General features: G+C 70.5%; 15 protein-coding genes. 13 read left to right on the top strand and 2 right to left on the bottom strand.

The window, feature by feature from the left end; genetic code table 11:
* The first annotated feature begins 181 nt into the window (after nt 1-181).
* On the top strand, nt 182-448 hold the full coding sequence (locus ACGFX9_RS27930; protein WP_393477798.1) for a hypothetical protein: 267 nt from the start codon (nt 182-184) through the stop codon (nt 446-448).
* Here ACGFX9_RS27930 and ACGFX9_RS27925 read toward each other — a convergent pair.
* Nucleotides 405-1,583 carry a threonine aldolase family protein gene (locus tag ACGFX9_RS27925; protein WP_393477794.1) on the bottom strand — a complete coding sequence of 393 codons (1,179 nt, stop codon included), beginning with the start codon at nt 1,581-1,583 and terminating at the stop codon, nt 405-407. The genes ACGFX9_RS27930 and ACGFX9_RS27925 overlap by 44 nt on opposite strands.
* 147 nt (nt 1,584-1,730) lie before the next feature.
* Here ACGFX9_RS27925 and ACGFX9_RS27920 point away from each other — a divergent pair, with 147 nt between their 5' ends.
* The 11 genes from ACGFX9_RS27920 (at nt 1,731) to ACGFX9_RS27870 (ending at nt 11,616) form a co-directional block, all read left to right on the top strand.
* A complete protein-coding gene (locus ACGFX9_RS27920; RefSeq protein ID WP_393477790.1) occupies nt 1,731-2,669 on the top strand; it encodes a Rossmann-like and DUF2520 domain-containing protein in 939 nt (312 codons plus the stop codon).
* A complete protein-coding gene (panC, locus tag ACGFX9_RS27915) occupies nt 2,666-3,667 on the top strand; it encodes a pantoate--beta-alanine ligase (protein WP_393477785.1) in 1,002 nt (333 codons plus the stop codon). The genes ACGFX9_RS27920 and panC overlap by 4 nt, the downstream gene beginning before the upstream one ends.
* Nucleotides 3,664-5,421, top strand: coding sequence for an L-aspartate oxidase (locus ACGFX9_RS27910; protein WP_393477780.1), 1,758 nt, complete (start codon nt 3,664-3,666; stop codon nt 5,419-5,421). Before panC ends, ACGFX9_RS27910 begins: the two co-directional genes overlap by 4 nt.
* A 2-nt stretch (nt 5,422-5,423) precedes the next feature.
* Nucleotides 5,424-6,419, top strand: a complete 996-nt coding sequence (nadC, locus tag ACGFX9_RS27905) for a carboxylating nicotinate-nucleotide diphosphorylase (RefSeq protein WP_393477776.1) — start codon at nt 5,424-5,426, stop codon at nt 6,417-6,419.
* Between the two features lie 7 nt (nt 6,420-6,426).
* Nucleotides 6,427-7,233, top strand: coding sequence for a type III pantothenate kinase (locus ACGFX9_RS27900; RefSeq protein ID WP_363210616.1), 807 nt, complete (start codon nt 6,427-6,429; stop codon nt 7,231-7,233).
* A 191-nt stretch (nt 7,234-7,424) separates the two neighbouring features.
* Nucleotides 7,425-9,023: a hypothetical protein gene (locus tag ACGFX9_RS27895; protein WP_393477772.1), complete on the top strand. Its 1,599-nt coding sequence runs from the start codon at nt 7,425-7,427 to the stop codon at nt 9,021-9,023.
* A gap of 106 nt (nt 9,024-9,129) precedes the next feature.
* On the top strand, nt 9,130-9,759 hold the full coding sequence (locus ACGFX9_RS27890; protein WP_393478600.1) for a hypothetical protein: 630 nt from the start codon (nt 9,130-9,132) through the stop codon (nt 9,757-9,759).
* A 14-nt stretch (nt 9,760-9,773) separates the two neighbouring features.
* Nucleotides 9,774-9,944: a hypothetical protein gene (locus ACGFX9_RS27885; protein WP_393477767.1), complete on the top strand. Its 171-nt coding sequence runs from the start codon at nt 9,774-9,776 to the stop codon at nt 9,942-9,944.
* 156 nt (nt 9,945-10,100) lie between these two features.
* Complete coding sequence (locus tag ACGFX9_RS27880; RefSeq protein ID WP_393477761.1) at nt 10,101-10,511, top strand: BlaI/MecI/CopY family transcriptional regulator; 411 nt, start codon at nt 10,101-10,103, stop codon at nt 10,509-10,511.
* 9 nt (nt 10,512-10,520) lie between these two features.
* On the top strand, nt 10,521-11,054 hold the full coding sequence (locus ACGFX9_RS27875) for an amino-acid N-acetyltransferase (protein ID WP_160506416.1): 534 nt from the start codon (nt 10,521-10,523) through the stop codon (nt 11,052-11,054).
* A gap of 223 nt (nt 11,055-11,277) precedes the next feature.
* Entirely contained in the window at nt 11,278-11,616 is a 339-nt protein-coding gene (locus tag ACGFX9_RS27870) for an Lsr2 family protein (protein ID WP_393477757.1), read from the top strand.
* On the opposite strand, the gene ACGFX9_RS27865 is transcribed toward ACGFX9_RS27870, so the two are convergent.
* The gene (locus ACGFX9_RS27865) at nt 11,595-12,209 is read right to left on the bottom strand and encodes an SCO3374 family protein (protein ID WP_393477752.1); all 615 of its coding nucleotides are present in this window, start codon (nt 12,207-12,209) and stop codon (nt 11,595-11,597) included. The genes ACGFX9_RS27870 and ACGFX9_RS27865 overlap by 22 nt on opposite strands.
* Nucleotides 12,210-12,650: 441 nt before the next feature.
* Here ACGFX9_RS27865 and ACGFX9_RS27860 point away from each other — a divergent pair, with 441 nt between their 5' ends.
* A complete protein-coding gene (locus ACGFX9_RS27860; RefSeq protein ID WP_393477747.1) occupies nt 12,651-15,179 on the top strand; it encodes an ATP-dependent Clp protease ATP-binding subunit in 2,529 nt (842 codons plus the stop codon).
* Nucleotides 15,180-15,219: the final 40 nt, after the last annotated feature.

Below are 15,219 nucleotides of genomic sequence, written 5' to 3'. Positions count from 1 at the left end.
TGGCGCGACGGGGGCGTGACGGCGGGCGCAGTCTGTGGTGACCGGGCCGGAAAGCCCGCGTTGACCGGGCCGCACGGCAGCGTCGCCGCCGGACCGGAAACCAGCCCCCTTGCGCCGACTCTGCTTCCCGTCGACCCAAGGATGCCCGATAAGTACCATTTGTCATGAGAGGCGAACCATCATGAGCATCACCCAGCAGTACCTGCTCGACAGCTACCGCGCCGCCCAGCACGGCACGCCGACCCCGCCCGCCCCCGGCCGCGACGACTGGCAGGTCATCCGCGAGGTGCGCGACTACGGCCGCTTCCGTGCCGTCATCGAGGAACGCCCCGCCCACGGACGGATCCGGGCCGCGCTGGCCAGGATCGCCCGCGCCGGGCGCCCGCACCGGAGGCCCGGCTCGTTCAGCCGGGGATCCGCCGTACGAATTCCGCGACCGCATCATTGACGTCGCCGGCCGTCCACTCCAGGCCCGCCTCGGTCACGGTGACCTCCGTGACCGAGAGGCCGGGCGGCCCGTCCGGGAACCAGCGGCCGAACAACTGGGTCTTGGTCTCCTCGGCCTGCCCGAGCGCCGCCTCGGTCAGGACCTCGGAGTCGTACGGCAGCCAGACCTGGAACTGATGGGTGTGCGGCTGCTCAGGGTGCACGCGCGACCAGGGGACCCCGGCGGCCGCGAACCCCTCGCGCAGCGCTTCGGCCACCACGCGCGCGTGGGCGACGTAATCCGGCAGCCGGGGAAGGGTGTTCTTCAGGCCGAGCAGCGCGGCGACGGCGGCCGGGAACTGCTGGAAGAGCTGGCCGCCGTAACGGTGGCGCCAGGTTTTCGCCTCGTCGACGAGGGTGCGCGGGCCCGCGAGCACGGCGCCGCTCAGGCCGTCGAGCGACTTGTAGAACGACACGTACACGGTGTCCGCGAGGTCGGCGATCTCCGCGAGGGAACGCCCGAAGTGGGGCGTGCACTCCCACAGGCGCGCACCGTCGATGTGCACGACGGCGTCGCGTTCGCGGGCCGCTTCCACGATCTCTTCGAGCTCCTCCCAGGACGGCAGGACGAAACCGGCGTCCCGGAGCGGCAGTTCGAGCATCAGCGTCCCGAAGGGCTCGTCGAAGTCCCGCACTTCCTCGGCCGTGGGCAGCCGCGGTTCCCGCGTCGGATACACGGTGCGCAGACCGCTCACCACGGAGAGGGCGCCCCCCTCGTGCACTTCGGGGTGGGCCTTCGGGTGCAGGGCGACGGTCGCGTTGCCCATGCGGCCCGCCCAGCAGCGCAGGGCGACCTGCTGGGCCATCGTTCCGGTCGGGAAGAAGGCGGCGGCTTCCTTGCCCAGCAGCAGCGCGACCTCGTCCTCAAGGCGGGCGACGACGGCGTTGCCGTAGATGTCGATGGGCTCGTCCGGGCCCACCACCTCGGAGGCGGCGTCCGCCAGTGCCGAGAGTCGCGCGGTGAGCGGGAGGTGCGCGGACCAGCGGTGCAGAATGCGGGTGGCGCCGAGGGCGGCGGCCCGGCGGCGGGCGGCCGACCGGTCCTGCTCGCTCACCTCGGCTCCGTCGTGTACCTCGGATCCGTCATGTGAAGTCATTCCCCGAGCATGGCGTGCGATCGGCCGCCGGTCATACGAATACCCACAGCCTGTGGACAGCCGAGGACGCGGCGCGGGCCAATCGCGTTAACATGACGAGAAATCGTCCGGTACCCCGAGCGGACTGGAACGGGAAGGCGTCATCACGTGAACGCACCTCATCAGCCAGAGCCGCGGGACCGCCCCGCGAGGCTCACGGTGGGCGTCGTGGGAGCGGGCCGGGTAGGCGCCGCGCTCGCCGCGGCGCTCCAGCTCGCCGGGCACCGCCCGGTCGCCGCGTCCGGAGTCTCCGACGCGTCCGTACGACGGGCGGCGCTCCTGCTGCCCGACGTCCCCCTCGTCACGCCCGCGCAGGTCCTGGAGCGTGCCGACCTCGTCCTCCTGACCGTGCCCGACGACGCCCTGCCCGGTCTCGTCGAGGGCCTCGCCGAGACCGGCGCGGTCCGCCCCGGCCAGCTCATGGTGCACACCTCGGGGCGGTACGGCACGAAGATCCTGGAGCCCGCGCTGCGCGCCGGCGCCCTGCCGCTCGCGCTGCACCCCGCCATGACGTTCACCGGCACCCCCGTCGACGTACAGCGCCTGGCCGGCTGCTCCTTCGGTGTGACCGCCCCCGACGAGCTGCGGCTCGCCGCGGAGGCGCTGGTCATCGAGATGGGCGGCGAGCCCGAGTGGATCGCCGAGGAGTCCCGGCCGCTCTACCACGCGGCGCTCGCGCTCGGCGCGAACCACCTGGTCACGCTGGTCGCCGAGTCCATGGACCTGCTCCGGGACGCGGGCGTGGAAGCCCCCGACCGGATGCTCGGCCCGCTGCTCGGCGCCGCCCTGGACAACGCCCTGCGGTCCGGCGACGCCGCCCTCACGGGACCCGTCGCGCGCGGGGACGCGGGCACGGTCGCCGCCCACGTCGCCGAGCTGCGCAAGCACGCTCCGCAGACCGTCGCCGGATATCTGGCGATGGCCCGCGCGACAGCCGACCGCGCGCTCGCCCACGGACTGCTCAAGCCCGAGCTCGCCGAGGACCTCCTGGGCGTCCTGGCCAACGGCGGAAGCGGGACCGGCGGCGCCGAGGGAGGAAGCCGATGACCAACGTCGTGCACACCGCCGAACCGCTGCGCACGCGCGCGGATACGGGCCGCCGCGTCGTCGTCATGACCATGGGCGCCCTGCACGAAGGCCACGCCACGCTGATCCGCACCGCACGCCGCATCGCGGGCGACGAGGGCGAAGTCGTGGTCACGGTCTTCGTGAACCCCCTCCAGTTCGGCGCGGGCGAGGACCTCGACCGCTACCCGCGCACTCTGGAAGCCGACGTCAAGATCGCCGAACAGGAAGGCGCGGACTTCGTGTTCGCCCCTGCCGTGGACGAGGTCTACCCGGGCGGCGAACCACAGGTCCGGGTCAGCGCAGGACCCATGGGCACGCTCCTCGAAGGAGCCACGCGCCCCGGGCACTTCGACGGCATGCTCACCGTCGTCGCCAAGATGCTGCACCTCACGCGGCCCGACACGGCCCTGTTCGGCCAGAAGGACGCCCAGCAGCTTGCCCTCATCCGCCGCATGGTGCGGGACCTGAACTTCGGCGTCGAGATCGTCGGCGTACCCACCGTGCGCGAGGACGACGGCCTGGCCCTCTCCAGCCGCAACCGCTACCTGTCCCCGGCCGAGCGGCGCACCGCCCTCGCCCTCTCCCAGGCCCTCTTCGCGGGCCGCGACCGGCACGCCGCCCAAGAGGCCCTCCACGCACGGGCGGCCTCCGCCCCCGCCACGCACGCGCGCGCCGACGCCCTGAACGCCCTGGGGGAGTCCCGCGCCGCGGCCGACGCCCACGCGGTCGCCCAGTCCGTCACGCCGTCCGTCCCCGGCGGCCCCGCGGCCGTCCGCGCCGCGGCCCGGCAGGTCCTCGACGAGGCCGCGCGCAGCCGGCCCCCGCTGGAGCTCGACTATCTGGCCCTTGTCGACCCGGCCGACTTCACCGACGTACAGCCCGGCCACACCGGCGAGGCGGTCCTCGCCGTGGCGGCCAAGGTCGGCGCGACCCGGCTGATCGACAACATCCCGCTCACGTTCGGAGCCACCTCATGAGTGCCACCGGAATACGGCTGCATGCCCCCGCCCCCGGCTGGTCCCTGGAAGCCGACATCGTCGTCGTCGGCTCCGGAGTGGCCGGGCTGACCACCGCCCTGCGCTGCTCGGCGGCGGGCCTGAAGACCGTCGTGGTCACCAAGGCCCGCCTGGACGACGGCTCCACGCGCTGGGCCCAGGGCGGCGTCGCCGCGGCCCTCGGCGAGGGCGACACCCCCGAACAGCACCTGGACGACACCCTCGTGGCGGGCGCGGGCCTGTGCGACGAGGAAGCCGTGCGCATCCTGGTCACCGAGGGCCCCGACGCCGTGCGCCGCCTCATCGAGACCGGCGCCCACTTCGACACGGGACCCGAAGGCGCCATCGAGCTGACCCGCGAGGGCGGCCACCACCGCCGCCGCATCGCACACGCGGGCGGCGACGCGACCGGCGCGGAGATCTCCCGCGCCCTGGTCGAGGCGGTGCGTTCGCAGTCCATACCGACTGTGGAGAACGCCCTCGTACTGGACCTCCTCACGGATGCCGACGGACGCACCGCCGGTGTCTCCCTGCACGTCATGGGAGAGGGCCAGCACGACGGCGTGGGCGCGGTCCACGCCCCCGCGGTCGTCCTCGCCACCGGCGGCATGGGCCAGGTCTTCTCGGCGACCACGAACCCGTCCGTGTCGACGGGCGACGGCGTCGCGCTCGCCCTGCGCGCGGGCGCCGAGGTCAGCGACCTGGAATTCGTGCAGTTCCACCCCACCGTGCTCTTCCTGGGCGCCGACGCGGAGGGCCAGCAGCCGCTGGTCTCCGAGGCGGTGCGCGGCGAAGGCGCCCACCTCGTGGACGCGGACGGCGTGCGCTTCATGGTCGGGCAGCACGAGCTCGCGGAGCTCGCCCCCCGGGACGTCGTCGCCAAGGGCATCATCCGGCGCATGCAGGAACTGGGCGCCGAGCACATGTACCTGGACGCACGGCACTTCGGCGCCGAGATGTGGGAGAACCGCTTCCCGACGATCCTCGCCGCCTGCCGCGCCCACGGCATCGACCCGGTGACGGAGCCCATCCCCATCTCCCCGGCCGCGCACCACGCCTCCGGAGGCGTCCGCACCGACCCGCACGGCCGCACCACGGTCCCGGGCCTGTACGCCTGCGGCGAGGTCGCCTGCACCGGCGTGCACGGAGCGAACCGCCTGGCCTCCAACTCCCTTCTGGAGGGCCTGGTCTACGCCGAGCGCATCGCCGCGGACATCGCTTCACGGCACGCGGAGAACGAGCACCAGGAGAACGAGCACCCGGAGAACGGGCACCCGGAGAACGCCCTCCACGCGCGCGTGCCCGCCCCGGTCTCCCACCCCGACACCCCCGCGCACCCCCTGCTGCCCCCCGAGGCCCGCTTCGTCATCCAGCGCGTGATGACCGAAGGCGCCGGAGTGCTCAGGTCCGCCGACTCCCTCTCCGAGGCCGCGGCCCGGCTCGCCCGCATCCACGCCGAGGCCGCGGGCGCGCTCGCCGAGGACGGCAAGACCGCCGAGCCCGGCGTCGACACCTGGGAGGCCACCAACCTCCTGTGCGTCGCGCGCGTCCTGGTGGCCGCCGCGCAGCGCCGCGAGGAGACCCGCGGCTGCCACTGGCGCGAGGACCACGCCGACCGCGACGACGCGACCTGGCGCCGCCACATCGTCGTACGCCTCAACGCGGACCGGACCCTGGCCCTGAAGACGACCGAGACCGCAGACTTCCCCCCGACGACAAGCCCCCAGGAGAAGTGACCGTGAGCACCCCCGACGACCTCCCTCTCGCCCCCGCCGGCGGCGGCTGCGGCGACGCCTGCGGCTGTGGCGGAGACGACGCGTACGACCCCCTGGAGTGCGGCCTCGACCCCGCTCTCGCGCAGCTCCTGACCGACGCGGGGCTCGACCCCGTGCAGGTCGAGGACATCGCGCACATGGCGATCGAGGAGGACCTGGACGGCGGCGTGGACGTCACCTCCGTCGCCACCATCCCCGAAGAGGCCGTCGCCACCGGTGACTTCACCGCCCGCGAGGCCGGCACGGTCGCGGGTCTGCGCATCGCCGAAGCCGTCATCTCCCTTGTCTGCACGGACACGTTCGAGGTCGAGCGGCACGTCGAGGACGGCGATCAGGTGGAGGCGGGCGAGGTGCTGCTCAGCGTCACCACCCGCACCCGCGACCTGCTCACCGCCGAGCGCAGCGCCCTCAACCTCCTGTGCCGCCTCTCCGGCGTGGCGACGGCCACGCGCGCGTGGGCCGACGCACTCGACGGCACGAAGGCCAAGGTCCGCGACACCCGCAAGACGACCGCGGGGCTCCGCGCCCTGGAGAAGTACGCGGTGCGCATGGGCGGCGGCGTGAACCACCGCATGTCGCTCTCCGACGCGGCCCTGGTGAAGGACAACCACGTCGTGGCCGCCGGAGGCGTGGAGCAGGCCTTCAAGGCCGTCCGTGAGGCGTTCCCCGAGCTGGCCGTCGAGGTCGAGGTCGACACCTTGCACCAGCTGCGCGAGGTCGTGGACGCGGGCGCCGACCTGATCCTCCTGGACAACTTCACGCCGATCGAGACCGAGGAGGCCGTGGCCATCGTGGACGGCCGCGCGATCCTGGAGTCCTCCGGCCGCCTCACCCTGGAGAACGCACGCGCGTACGCCGAGACAGGCGTCGACTACCTCGCGGTGGGCGCCCTCACCCACTCCTCGCCGATCCTCGACATCGGTCTCGACCTGCGCGCGCTCTCTGACGGGGCGGAGTGACGACGACATGCTGCTGACCATCGACGTCGGAAACACCCACACCGTCCTCGGCCTGTTCGACGGCGAGGAGATCGTCGAGCACTGGCGCATCTCCACCGAGGCCCGCCGCACCGCCGACGAACTCGCCGTACTGCTCAACGGGTTGATGGGCATGCACCCGCTCCTCGGGGATGAGCTGGGCGACGGCATCGACGGCATCGCCATCTGCTCCACCGTCCCCTCCGTCCTGCACGAGCTGCGCGAAGTCACCCGTCGCTACTACGGAGACGTGCCCGCCGTCCTCGTGGAGCCCGGCATCAAGACCGGCGTACCGATCCTCATGGACAACCCCAAGGAGGTCGGCGCCGACCGCATCATCAACGCGGTCGCGGCGGTCGAGCTCTACGGAGGGCCCGCCATCGTCGTCGACTTCGGTACGGCGACGACGTTCGACGCGGTCTCCGCGCGCGGGGAGTACACCGGTGGCGTGATCGCCCCCGGCATCGAGATCTCCGTCGAGGCCCTCGGCGTACGGGGCGCCCAGCTCCGCAAGATCGAGCTGGCTCGGCCGCGCAGTGTCATCGGCAAGAACACCGTCGAGGCCATGCAGTCGGGCATCCTGTACGGCTTCGCGGGCCAGGTCGACGGCGTCGTGCAGCGCATGGCCCGCGAGCTCGCGGGTCCTGGCGGCGACCCCGACGACGTGACGGTCATCGCGACGGGCGGCCTCGCGCCCATGGTGCTCGGCGAGGCCACGGTCATCGACGAGCACGAGCCGTGGCTGACCCTCATCGGACTGCGCCTCGTATACGAGCGGAACGTCTCCCGGAGTTGAGCGTCCGGCCCCGCCTCCGCTCCCCGAGCGGGGCCGTCCGGCCACGGCGGACGGCTCATAACTGACGGCTCACGAGCGGGGCTTGCGCGCACAACCCTCCGCCCCATACAAGGGTCTGCGCAGGGACGGGTCGGGTACGGGGTTCGGACGGGCTGGGGCGAATGAGGCGTAAGGGACGACTGTGGGCTGCGGTGGCGGCCACGGCACTGGCGCTACCGACGGTTGCCGTGCCGTCCACGGCGCTGGCCGCGGCTCCACTGTCCGCCGCCCAGGCGCCGGCCCAACCCACCCCGGACCCCACCCCCAGACCCACCGACCAGCCCCCGGAAAAGCCCACCAAGGTCTGGTCCAAGATTCAGGCCGCCACCCACATATCCCTGCCCCGCACGAACACCGCCGTCTCGCAGGACCCCCGCGTCGAGTTCTACGACGGCGCGCAATCCCTCCCCAAGCCCCGGAACCTCAAGTTCGTCATCGACGCGAGCGGGCTCAAGGGCATCGCGGCCGTCAAGCTCACGAACAAGCTGTGCACGGCCGAAGGGGCGGTCATCACCTGCGGCTTCGACACGTACCTGCGCACCCCCGACAAGTCCTTCTCCCTCACCGCACTCGAAGGCACCGCGCCCGGAGCGTCCGGCACCGTCCGCTACACACTGACCGGCGACCGCGTCACCGACAGCACGCTCACCTCCCGCGTCACGGTCGGGGCCCCCGAGCTGGAGGTAGCCCAACTCCCGCGCAAGGAGGGCCTGAAGCCCGGGCAGGACATCGGGTTCCCCGTAGTGCTGCGCAACACCGGTGACCTGCGGACCGAGCAGATCGCCCTCACGGTTGCAGGCGACGCGGGCGTGCAGCTCGCCGGGCAGTACAGCAACTGCCGCTACCGGCTGGGCCATTACGGGGAGTACGACTCCGAAGCCACCTGTTACTTCACGCGGGCGGTACGTCCCGGCGAGACCGTGGCCCTGGCTTCGCCGCTGCCGGGGTCGCTCGCCGCGGAGGCCCTGCACACCTGGGCGAAGTACTCCGCTGAGGCCGTTCCTGCGGAGCAGGACAGGAGCGTCGGAGGCGACGCGGGGCGTGGCCCGGAGCTCGGCCTCGTCCCCGCGACGGGCCGGGGCGCGGACTTCGCGAGGGAGCACGTGGTGCGGTACGTGGCCCGGAACACGGCGGACATCAGCGCCCTGGGCGACACCCTGAAGCCCGGCAAGAAGGGCGCGACCCGCGAACTCACCTTCGGTCTGCGCAACGGGGGACCGGCCCTTGTCGCCCGCCCATCGTGGAAACCGGCCCTCTACGTAGAGGTGACGCTCCCCAAGGGCGTGGTGGCGACGGCCCACGTACAGCCCGACGCGGCGCCGGACGACAGGTCGGGCGGCGACTGCTTCACGTACGAGAACGACAAGCGCGAGCCCTTCCAGGCGGGTCACCGGCGCTATCTCTGCTCCGACTCCGGCTGGCAGGAGCCCGGAGACGACCAGTACTTCCACTTCGAGGTCCGCTACGAAGAGGACGTCGAAGACGTCAGGGGAACGGTCCAGGTGCGCCCCGCGGACACCGACCGCTCCGAAGGCACCGACCGTCCCGAAGACACCGATTCCGAGAGCAGCGACCCCGTCCCGTCCAACAACAAGGCGGCGATCGGCGTCGCCAAGGGATCCGACGACCCCACTCCCCGCCCGATGGCTGCCGCGGGCGCCGGAATCCTGCCCTGGATCGCGGCGGGCGCTGCCGCGCTCCTCGGCGTAGGAGCGGTCGTCTTCGCGACCTTCCGCCGCCGCTCGGAGTGACCGGAGGCGCGTGGGCTCACCACGCCACAGATTGGCGTTAAGCGGATTTTGTCCGTTTAACACGTATCGTCAGTCCATGCCCACGCCATACGGATCCCGCGGCGGCATGGCCTTCGGTGCGGAGGAGCTGCGTGTGCTCCGCCGCGCTCTGGCCCTCGCCCTGCATCCCAGCCCCGTCTCCGACGAAGACGTCCGCGACTGCCTCCGTCTCGCCGACTCGGTCGACGAGGCGGCGCGCGAGGGCGCCCGGCTCCGCGCCTTCCTGCTGGCCGACCTCGCCCGCTACCGGGCGGCCCTGCCCGGCACCGCGAGCGGCTACCTCGCGCTCCTGGAGGACGTCCTCGGCTCCGGCTACCAGCCGGGCGCCGACGACCTCGCCGCGTTGCGCGCCCTGCGCGGCAACCCGGACGCCGCCGCCCTGCTCGAACGCTGCCGAGCTGTCGCCGAACAAGCCGTACGCGCCCGCCTCTCGGGTCGCCGCGCCACGGTCGTCCCGGCGTCCCGCCCCCTCGTCCCCGCCTCGCGCACGCACCTGCACGCCCTCCCCGGCGGGCGGGACGAGGCCGGTGACCGGGAGGCGCCAAGGCCCAGGACGCCGGCCGCCCCGCCCAGACCACCCGCCGCACCCGAGCGGCCCCGCCCCGTGCCGACCCCGGCCGAGGTCTTCCCGCCCAAGCGCCGCCCCGCGGAACCGGCACGACCGGCGGACCCGGCGCACCAGCTCGTCGCGGGCTAGCTACTCTGGGGGGCATGGACTATGTCTCCGCGCTCCTGCCCCCCGTAGTGATGGCCGTGTTCTTCATCGGTCTCATCGTGACGATCGTGAAGACCCAGGGCGGCGCCAACAAGAGCAAGGAGGACGCGGCAGTCGACGCCGCGATCACCCGAGCCGAAGGCGCCCGGCAGACCCCCAGGGCCTGACCAGGACCGATCACCCCGGTGACCTGAGGTCACCGACCGCACACCCTTGGCGTACGACTCGCTCACATTCCGGGTCGTACGCCCTTTTTGTTGGGGAAATGCCGCCTCCGCCACGTCCGTCACGGCATTAGTGACTTCTCCCACTATTGTTCTGGTGTGCCTCGCCCCTTGGGAGAACTCGAAGACTCAGTCATGACACGGGTGTGGAAGTGGAACCGCCCCGTGACCGTTCGGGAAGTCCTGGAAGACCTTCAGCAGGAACGGTCCATCGCGTACACCACCGTCATGACCGTTTTGGACAATCTCCATCAGAAGGGCTGGGTGCGCCGTGAAGCGGAAGGCCGCGCCTATCGATATGAGGCGGTCTCCACTCGGGCCGCCTACGCCGCCGCACTGATGAACGAAGCATGGTCGCAGAGCGACAACCCCGCCGCCGCTCTCGTCGCGTTCTTCGGCATGATGTCGCAGGAACAGCGCGAAGCGCTCAGTGACGCGATGCGGATCGTGGCCCCGGCCGCTCAACCCCCGGAGAACCCCGGCGAGGCGACGGCACAAGCAGAGCGATAGCGTCCGGTCATGCCAGCAGAACCCCCTGAACTCAGCGCTAAAGCAGTCTCCGTACGCCGGGCGCGCACAGCCGATGTGCCGGTCGTACGCAACCTCCTCGACTCCTACGCGCGTCAGGGGATCCTGCTCGACAAAGCGACCGTCGCGCTTTACGAGTCCATCCAGGAGTTCTGGGTGGCGGAACGCGACGACAACGCCGAGGTCGTCGGCTGCGGCGCCCTGCACGTGATGTGGGAAGACCTCGCGGAAGTACGCACACTCGCGGTGAACCCCGACGTCAAGGGCGCCGGAGTGGGTCATCAGGTGTTGGGGAAGTTGCTGCAGACCGCCCGCTGGCTCGGAGTGCGGCGGGTTTTCTGTCTCACCTTCGAAGTCGACTTCTTCGCGAAGCACGGCTTCGTGGAGATCGGTGAGACGCCTGTCGACGGAGATGTCTACAGCGAGCTGCTTCGTTCCAAAGACGAGGGCGTCGCGGAGTTCCTCGGCCTCGAACGAGTGAAACCGAACACCTTGGGCAACAGCCGGATGCTTCTGCATCTGTGATCGTCGCCGGTATTCCGGGCTGCCCGCTGCCCGGGTTCCCTATGTCCGAAACGCGCATGTTTCCTGGGTTCTCGAGCTCTCCGGTCTCTCCCAGGGGTTTGTGTTTTCCCAGCAAAAGCGGTTTGCTTTCCGACGTACTGCAGTACTGCATATAACAGGGGGCGGAGATTCGGCGGCTCACGCCGTGCGATCCAGCCCTAAGTTATCGATGAAAGGAAATCCGGTGGCACAGAAGGTTCAGGTCCTTCTTGTCGATGACCTCGACGGTGGCGAGGCTGACGAGACCGTGACGTTTGCGCTGGACGGCAAGTCGTACGAGATCGACCTCACCACGTCGAACGCGGACAAGCTCCGCGGTCTTCTTGAGCCGTACCTCAAGGGCGGTCGTCGCACCGGTGGCCGCGGTTCGAGCGGGCGCGGCAAAGCGCGTGCCGCTGCCACGGGCGGCGGTCAGGACACCGCGGCCATCCGTGCCTGGGCCAAGGACAACGGTTTCGAGGTCAACGACCGCGGCCGCGTCCCCGCGTCCATTCGCGAGGCCTACGAGAAGGCCAACGGCTGACGACTCGGACGTCGCAACCGGACCCGGTGGCACTGAGTTGCCGCCGTGTCCACCAGTCGTACGAGACCGGAGCCCACGGCGGGGTCGCTGTGGGGCACCGTGCCACCCCCCACGCAGTACAGGGAAGGCAGTGCCGGCAGCGTCGGCTCCACCTCGCACCCGGGCTCTGGGGGCCGCAGCCACACGGCGGCCCCCCGGGAGCCGGGCCACCCCGGAGGAGTGGGCGCGTCGATCCGTCCACCCGCACCGACGGCCGTGAGGTCCAGCGGGATGCCGCCCCACTCCAGCCAGTCGAGGAGCCCCGGAAGCTCGTCGGCGCTCCCCGCGGCCACGAAGAGCCGCATCGTTTCCCCTCGCAGCGCCACCGGAGCCTTCGGCCCCAGATGCCGCAGGGCGGCGAAGCCCGCTTCGGCGGGAAGCTGCAGTACGTCGAAGCGGAGCCCCGTCAGGAGCCGGACCGGAAGCCCTGGGCGGAGCTGCTCCGTCGCCCAGCCGAGCTTGTTCTCGTACCACTGGCGCACCGGATCGCTCCACCGGCGGACCGGATCGCTCGGCTCGGCCGGTTCGCGGGGCTGGGGAACGGTGAAGGCCATGCAAAGAGCAACCGCCCGAACGCCCCTCGGGTTACGCAGCGTGGCACTCTGGATGCACAGGGTGTCCGCGATGAGGGCGTGAAGGCGCGCTTGGCGGCGCAAGGGTGTTCGCCCGTAGCGGAGGGAACCGGCGTGCGCCGCATGGAGTGTCAGTCCTTGCGGGTAAGACATCCCTAGTGGGGAGGGGCGACACACGCGCGAGGCCGTCTCACGTTCGCCATCGGCGTAGTGGTGGTGAGGGTAAGTGCTTGGCCTGCGGGAACATCGTCTCGCACCATCGGGTTGGAGCAGTTGTCGGCGTTCGGGGTCAGGAGGCACCTCTTGTTCTCGGCCGGGTGTCGGCAGTTGGAATGAGCGGTCCCCGCTTGCGGGACTAAGCTGCGGAAGGACAGGGAGGGGACAGCCCCCTTACTGCCTGACCGCTCTGAGGAGCGATTAACGATGTTCGAGAGGTTCACCGACCGCGCGCGGCGGGTTGTCGTCCTGGCTCAGGAAGAAGCCCGGATGCTCAACCACAACTACATCGGCACCGAGCACATCCTCCTGGGCTTGATCCATGAGGGCGAGGGTGTCGCCGCTAAGGCCCTGGAGAGCCTCGGGATTTCGCTCGAGGCGGTCCGCCAGCAGGTGGAGGAGATCATCGGTCAGGGCCAGCAGGCCCCGTCCGGGCACATCCCCTTCACCCCCCGTGCCAAGAAGGTCCTGGAGCTTTCGCTCCGCGAGGCCCTTCAGCTGGGCCACAACTACATCGGCACGGAGCACATCCTGCTCGGCCTGATCCGCGAGGGCGAGGGCGTCGCAGCCCAGGTCCTCGTGAAGCTGGGCGCCGATCTCAACCGGGTGCGGCAGCAGGTCATCCAGCTGCTCTCCGGCTATCAGGGCAAGGAGACCGCCGGCGCCAGTGGCGGTCCTGCGGAGGGCACGCCTTCCACGTCCCTGGTGCTCGACCAGTTCGGCCGGAATCTCACCCAGGCCGCTCGTGAGTCCAAGCTCGACCCGGTCATCGGGCGCGAGAAGGAGATCGAGCGGGTCATGCAGGTGCTGTCCCGGCGTACGAAGAACAACCCCGTGCTCATCGGCGAGCCCGGCGTCGGCAAGACCGCCGTCGTCGAGGGCCTGGCGCAGGCCATCGTCAAGGGCGAGGTGCCCGAGACCCTCAAGGACAAGCACCTCTACACCCTGGACCTGGGCGCGCTTGTCGCCGGTTCGCGCTACCGCGGTGACTTCGAGGAGCGCCTGAAGAAGGTCCTCAAGGAGATCCGCACCCGCGGCGACATCATCCTGTTCATCGACGAGCTCCACACCCTGGTGGGTGCGGGCGCCGCCGAGGGTGCGATCGACGCGGCGAGCATCCTCAAGCCGATGCTGGCCCGTGGTGAGCTCCAGACCATCGGTGCCACGACGCTGGACGAGTACCGCAAGCACCTGGAGAAGGACGCGGCCCTTGAGCGCCGCTTCCAGCCCATCCAGGTCGCGGAGCCGTCGCTGCCGCACACCATCGAGATCCTCAAGGGTCTGCGCGACCGTTACGAGGCCCACCACAGGGTCTCCATCACGGACGAGGCGCTGGTCCAGGCCGCCACCCTGGCCGACCGGTACATCTCGGACCGCTTCCTGCCGGACAAGGCGATCGACCTGATCGACGAGGCCGGCTCCCGGATGCGTATCCGCCGGATGACCGCGCCGCCGGACCTCCGCGAGTTCGACGAGAAGATCGCGGGCGTGCGTCGCGACAAGGAGTCGGCCATCGACTCCCAGGACTTCGAGAAGGCGGCGTCTCTCCGCGACAAGGAGAAGCAGCTGCTCGCGGCGAAGGCCAAGCGCGAGAAGGAGTGGAAGGCCGGCGACATGGACGTCGTCGCCGAGGTCGACGGCGAGCTCATCGCCGAGGTCCTCGCCACGGCGACGGGCATTCCGGTCTTCAAGCTGACCGAGGAGGAGTCCTCGCGTCTGCTCCGTATGGAGGACGAGCTCCACAAGCGGGTCATCGGCCAGAAGGACGCCATCAAGGCGCTTTCCCAGGCGATCCGTCGTACGCGTGCGGGTCTGAAGGACCCGAAGCGTCCCGGTGGCTCGTTCATCTTCGCCGGCCCGTCCGGTGTCGGTAAGACGGAGCTTTCCAAGACGCTCGCCGAATTCCTCTTCGGTGACGAGGACGCCCTGATCTCCCTCGACATGTCGGAGTTCAGCGAGAAGCACACGGTCTCGCGTCTCTTCGGTTCGCCGCCCGGATATGTCGGTTACGAAGAGGGCGGTCAGCTGACGGAGAAGGTCCGCCGCAAGCCGTTCTCGGTCGTCCTCTTCGACGAGGTCGAGAAGGCCCACCCGGATATCTTCAACTCGCTCCTTCAGATCCTGGAGGACGGTCGTCTGACCGACTCCCAGGGCCGGGTCGTGGACTTCAAGAACACGGTCATCATCATGACGACCAACCTCGGCACGCGTGACATCTCCAAGGGCTTCAACCTCGGATTCGCCGCCGCGGGTGACGTCAAGACGAACTACGAGCGCATGAAGACCAAGGTCAACGACGAGCTGAAGCAGCACTTCCGCCCGGAGTTCCTGAACCGTGTCGACGACACGGTGGTCTTCCACCAGCTCACCGAGGAAGACATCATCCAGATCGTCGACCTCATGACCGACAAGGTGGACGAGCGTCTCAAGGACCGCGACATGGGCATCGAGCTCAGCGGTGACGCGAAGAAGCTGCTCGCCAAGAAGGGTTACGACCCCGTGATGGGCGCCCGGCCGCTGCGCCGGACGATCCAGCGCGAGATCGAGGACATCCTGTCGGAGAAGATCCTCTTCGGCGAGCTCCGTCCCGGCCACATCGTGGTCGTCGGCGCGGAGGGTGAGGGCGAAGAAGCCAAGTTCACCTTCCGTGGCGAGGAGAAGGCGGCGCTCCCGGACGTCCCGCCGATCGAGCAGGCCGCCGGTGGCGCTGGGCCGAACCTGAGCAAGGAGGCGTAAGCCTCCGGCCCGCAGTACAGCAGTGCGGGGGCTGCCCCGG

The sequence above is a fragment of the Streptomyces sp. NPDC048436 genome, from assembly GCF_043200355.1.
Lineage (GTDB): Bacteria > Actinomycetota > Actinomycetes > Streptomycetales > Streptomycetaceae > Streptomyces.
Note: the sequence above shows the minus strand (reverse complement) of the source record. Positions and strands in the feature narration are given on the sequence as shown.

What these genes read in the sequence shown, in the direction of transcription:
- ACGFX9_RS27900 (WP_363210616.1), top strand. Translation starts at nt 6,427, where the DNA reads ATGCTGCTGACCATCGACGTCGGAAACACCCACACCGTCCTCGGCCTG.
- ACGFX9_RS27865 (WP_393477752.1), bottom strand. Translation starts at nt 12,209, where the DNA reads ATGGCCTTCACCGTTCCCCAGCCCCGCGAACCGGCCGAGCCGAGCGAT.
- ACGFX9_RS27875 (WP_160506416.1), top strand. Translation starts at nt 10,521, where the DNA reads ATGCCAGCAGAACCCCCTGAACTCAGCGCTAAAGCAGTCTCCGTACGC.
- ACGFX9_RS27930 (WP_393477798.1), top strand. Translation starts at nt 182, where the DNA reads ATGAGCATCACCCAGCAGTACCTGCTCGACAGCTACCGCGCCGCCCAG.
- ACGFX9_RS27925 (WP_393477794.1), bottom strand. Translation starts at nt 1,583, where the DNA reads ATGACTTCACATGACGGATCCGAGGTACACGACGGAGCCGAGGTGAGC.
- panC (WP_393477785.1), top strand. Translation starts at nt 2,666, where the DNA reads ATGACCAACGTCGTGCACACCGCCGAACCGCTGCGCACGCGCGCGGAT.
- ACGFX9_RS27860 (WP_393477747.1), top strand. Translation starts at nt 12,651, where the DNA reads ATGTTCGAGAGGTTCACCGACCGCGCGCGGCGGGTTGTCGTCCTGGCT.
- ACGFX9_RS27890 (WP_393478600.1), top strand. Translation starts at nt 9,130, where the DNA reads ATGGCCTTCGGTGCGGAGGAGCTGCGTGTGCTCCGCCGCGCTCTGGCC.
- ACGFX9_RS27885 (WP_393477767.1), top strand. Translation starts at nt 9,774, where the DNA reads ATGGACTATGTCTCCGCGCTCCTGCCCCCCGTAGTGATGGCCGTGTTC.
- ACGFX9_RS27910 (WP_393477780.1), top strand. Translation starts at nt 3,664, where the DNA reads ATGAGTGCCACCGGAATACGGCTGCATGCCCCCGCCCCCGGCTGGTCC.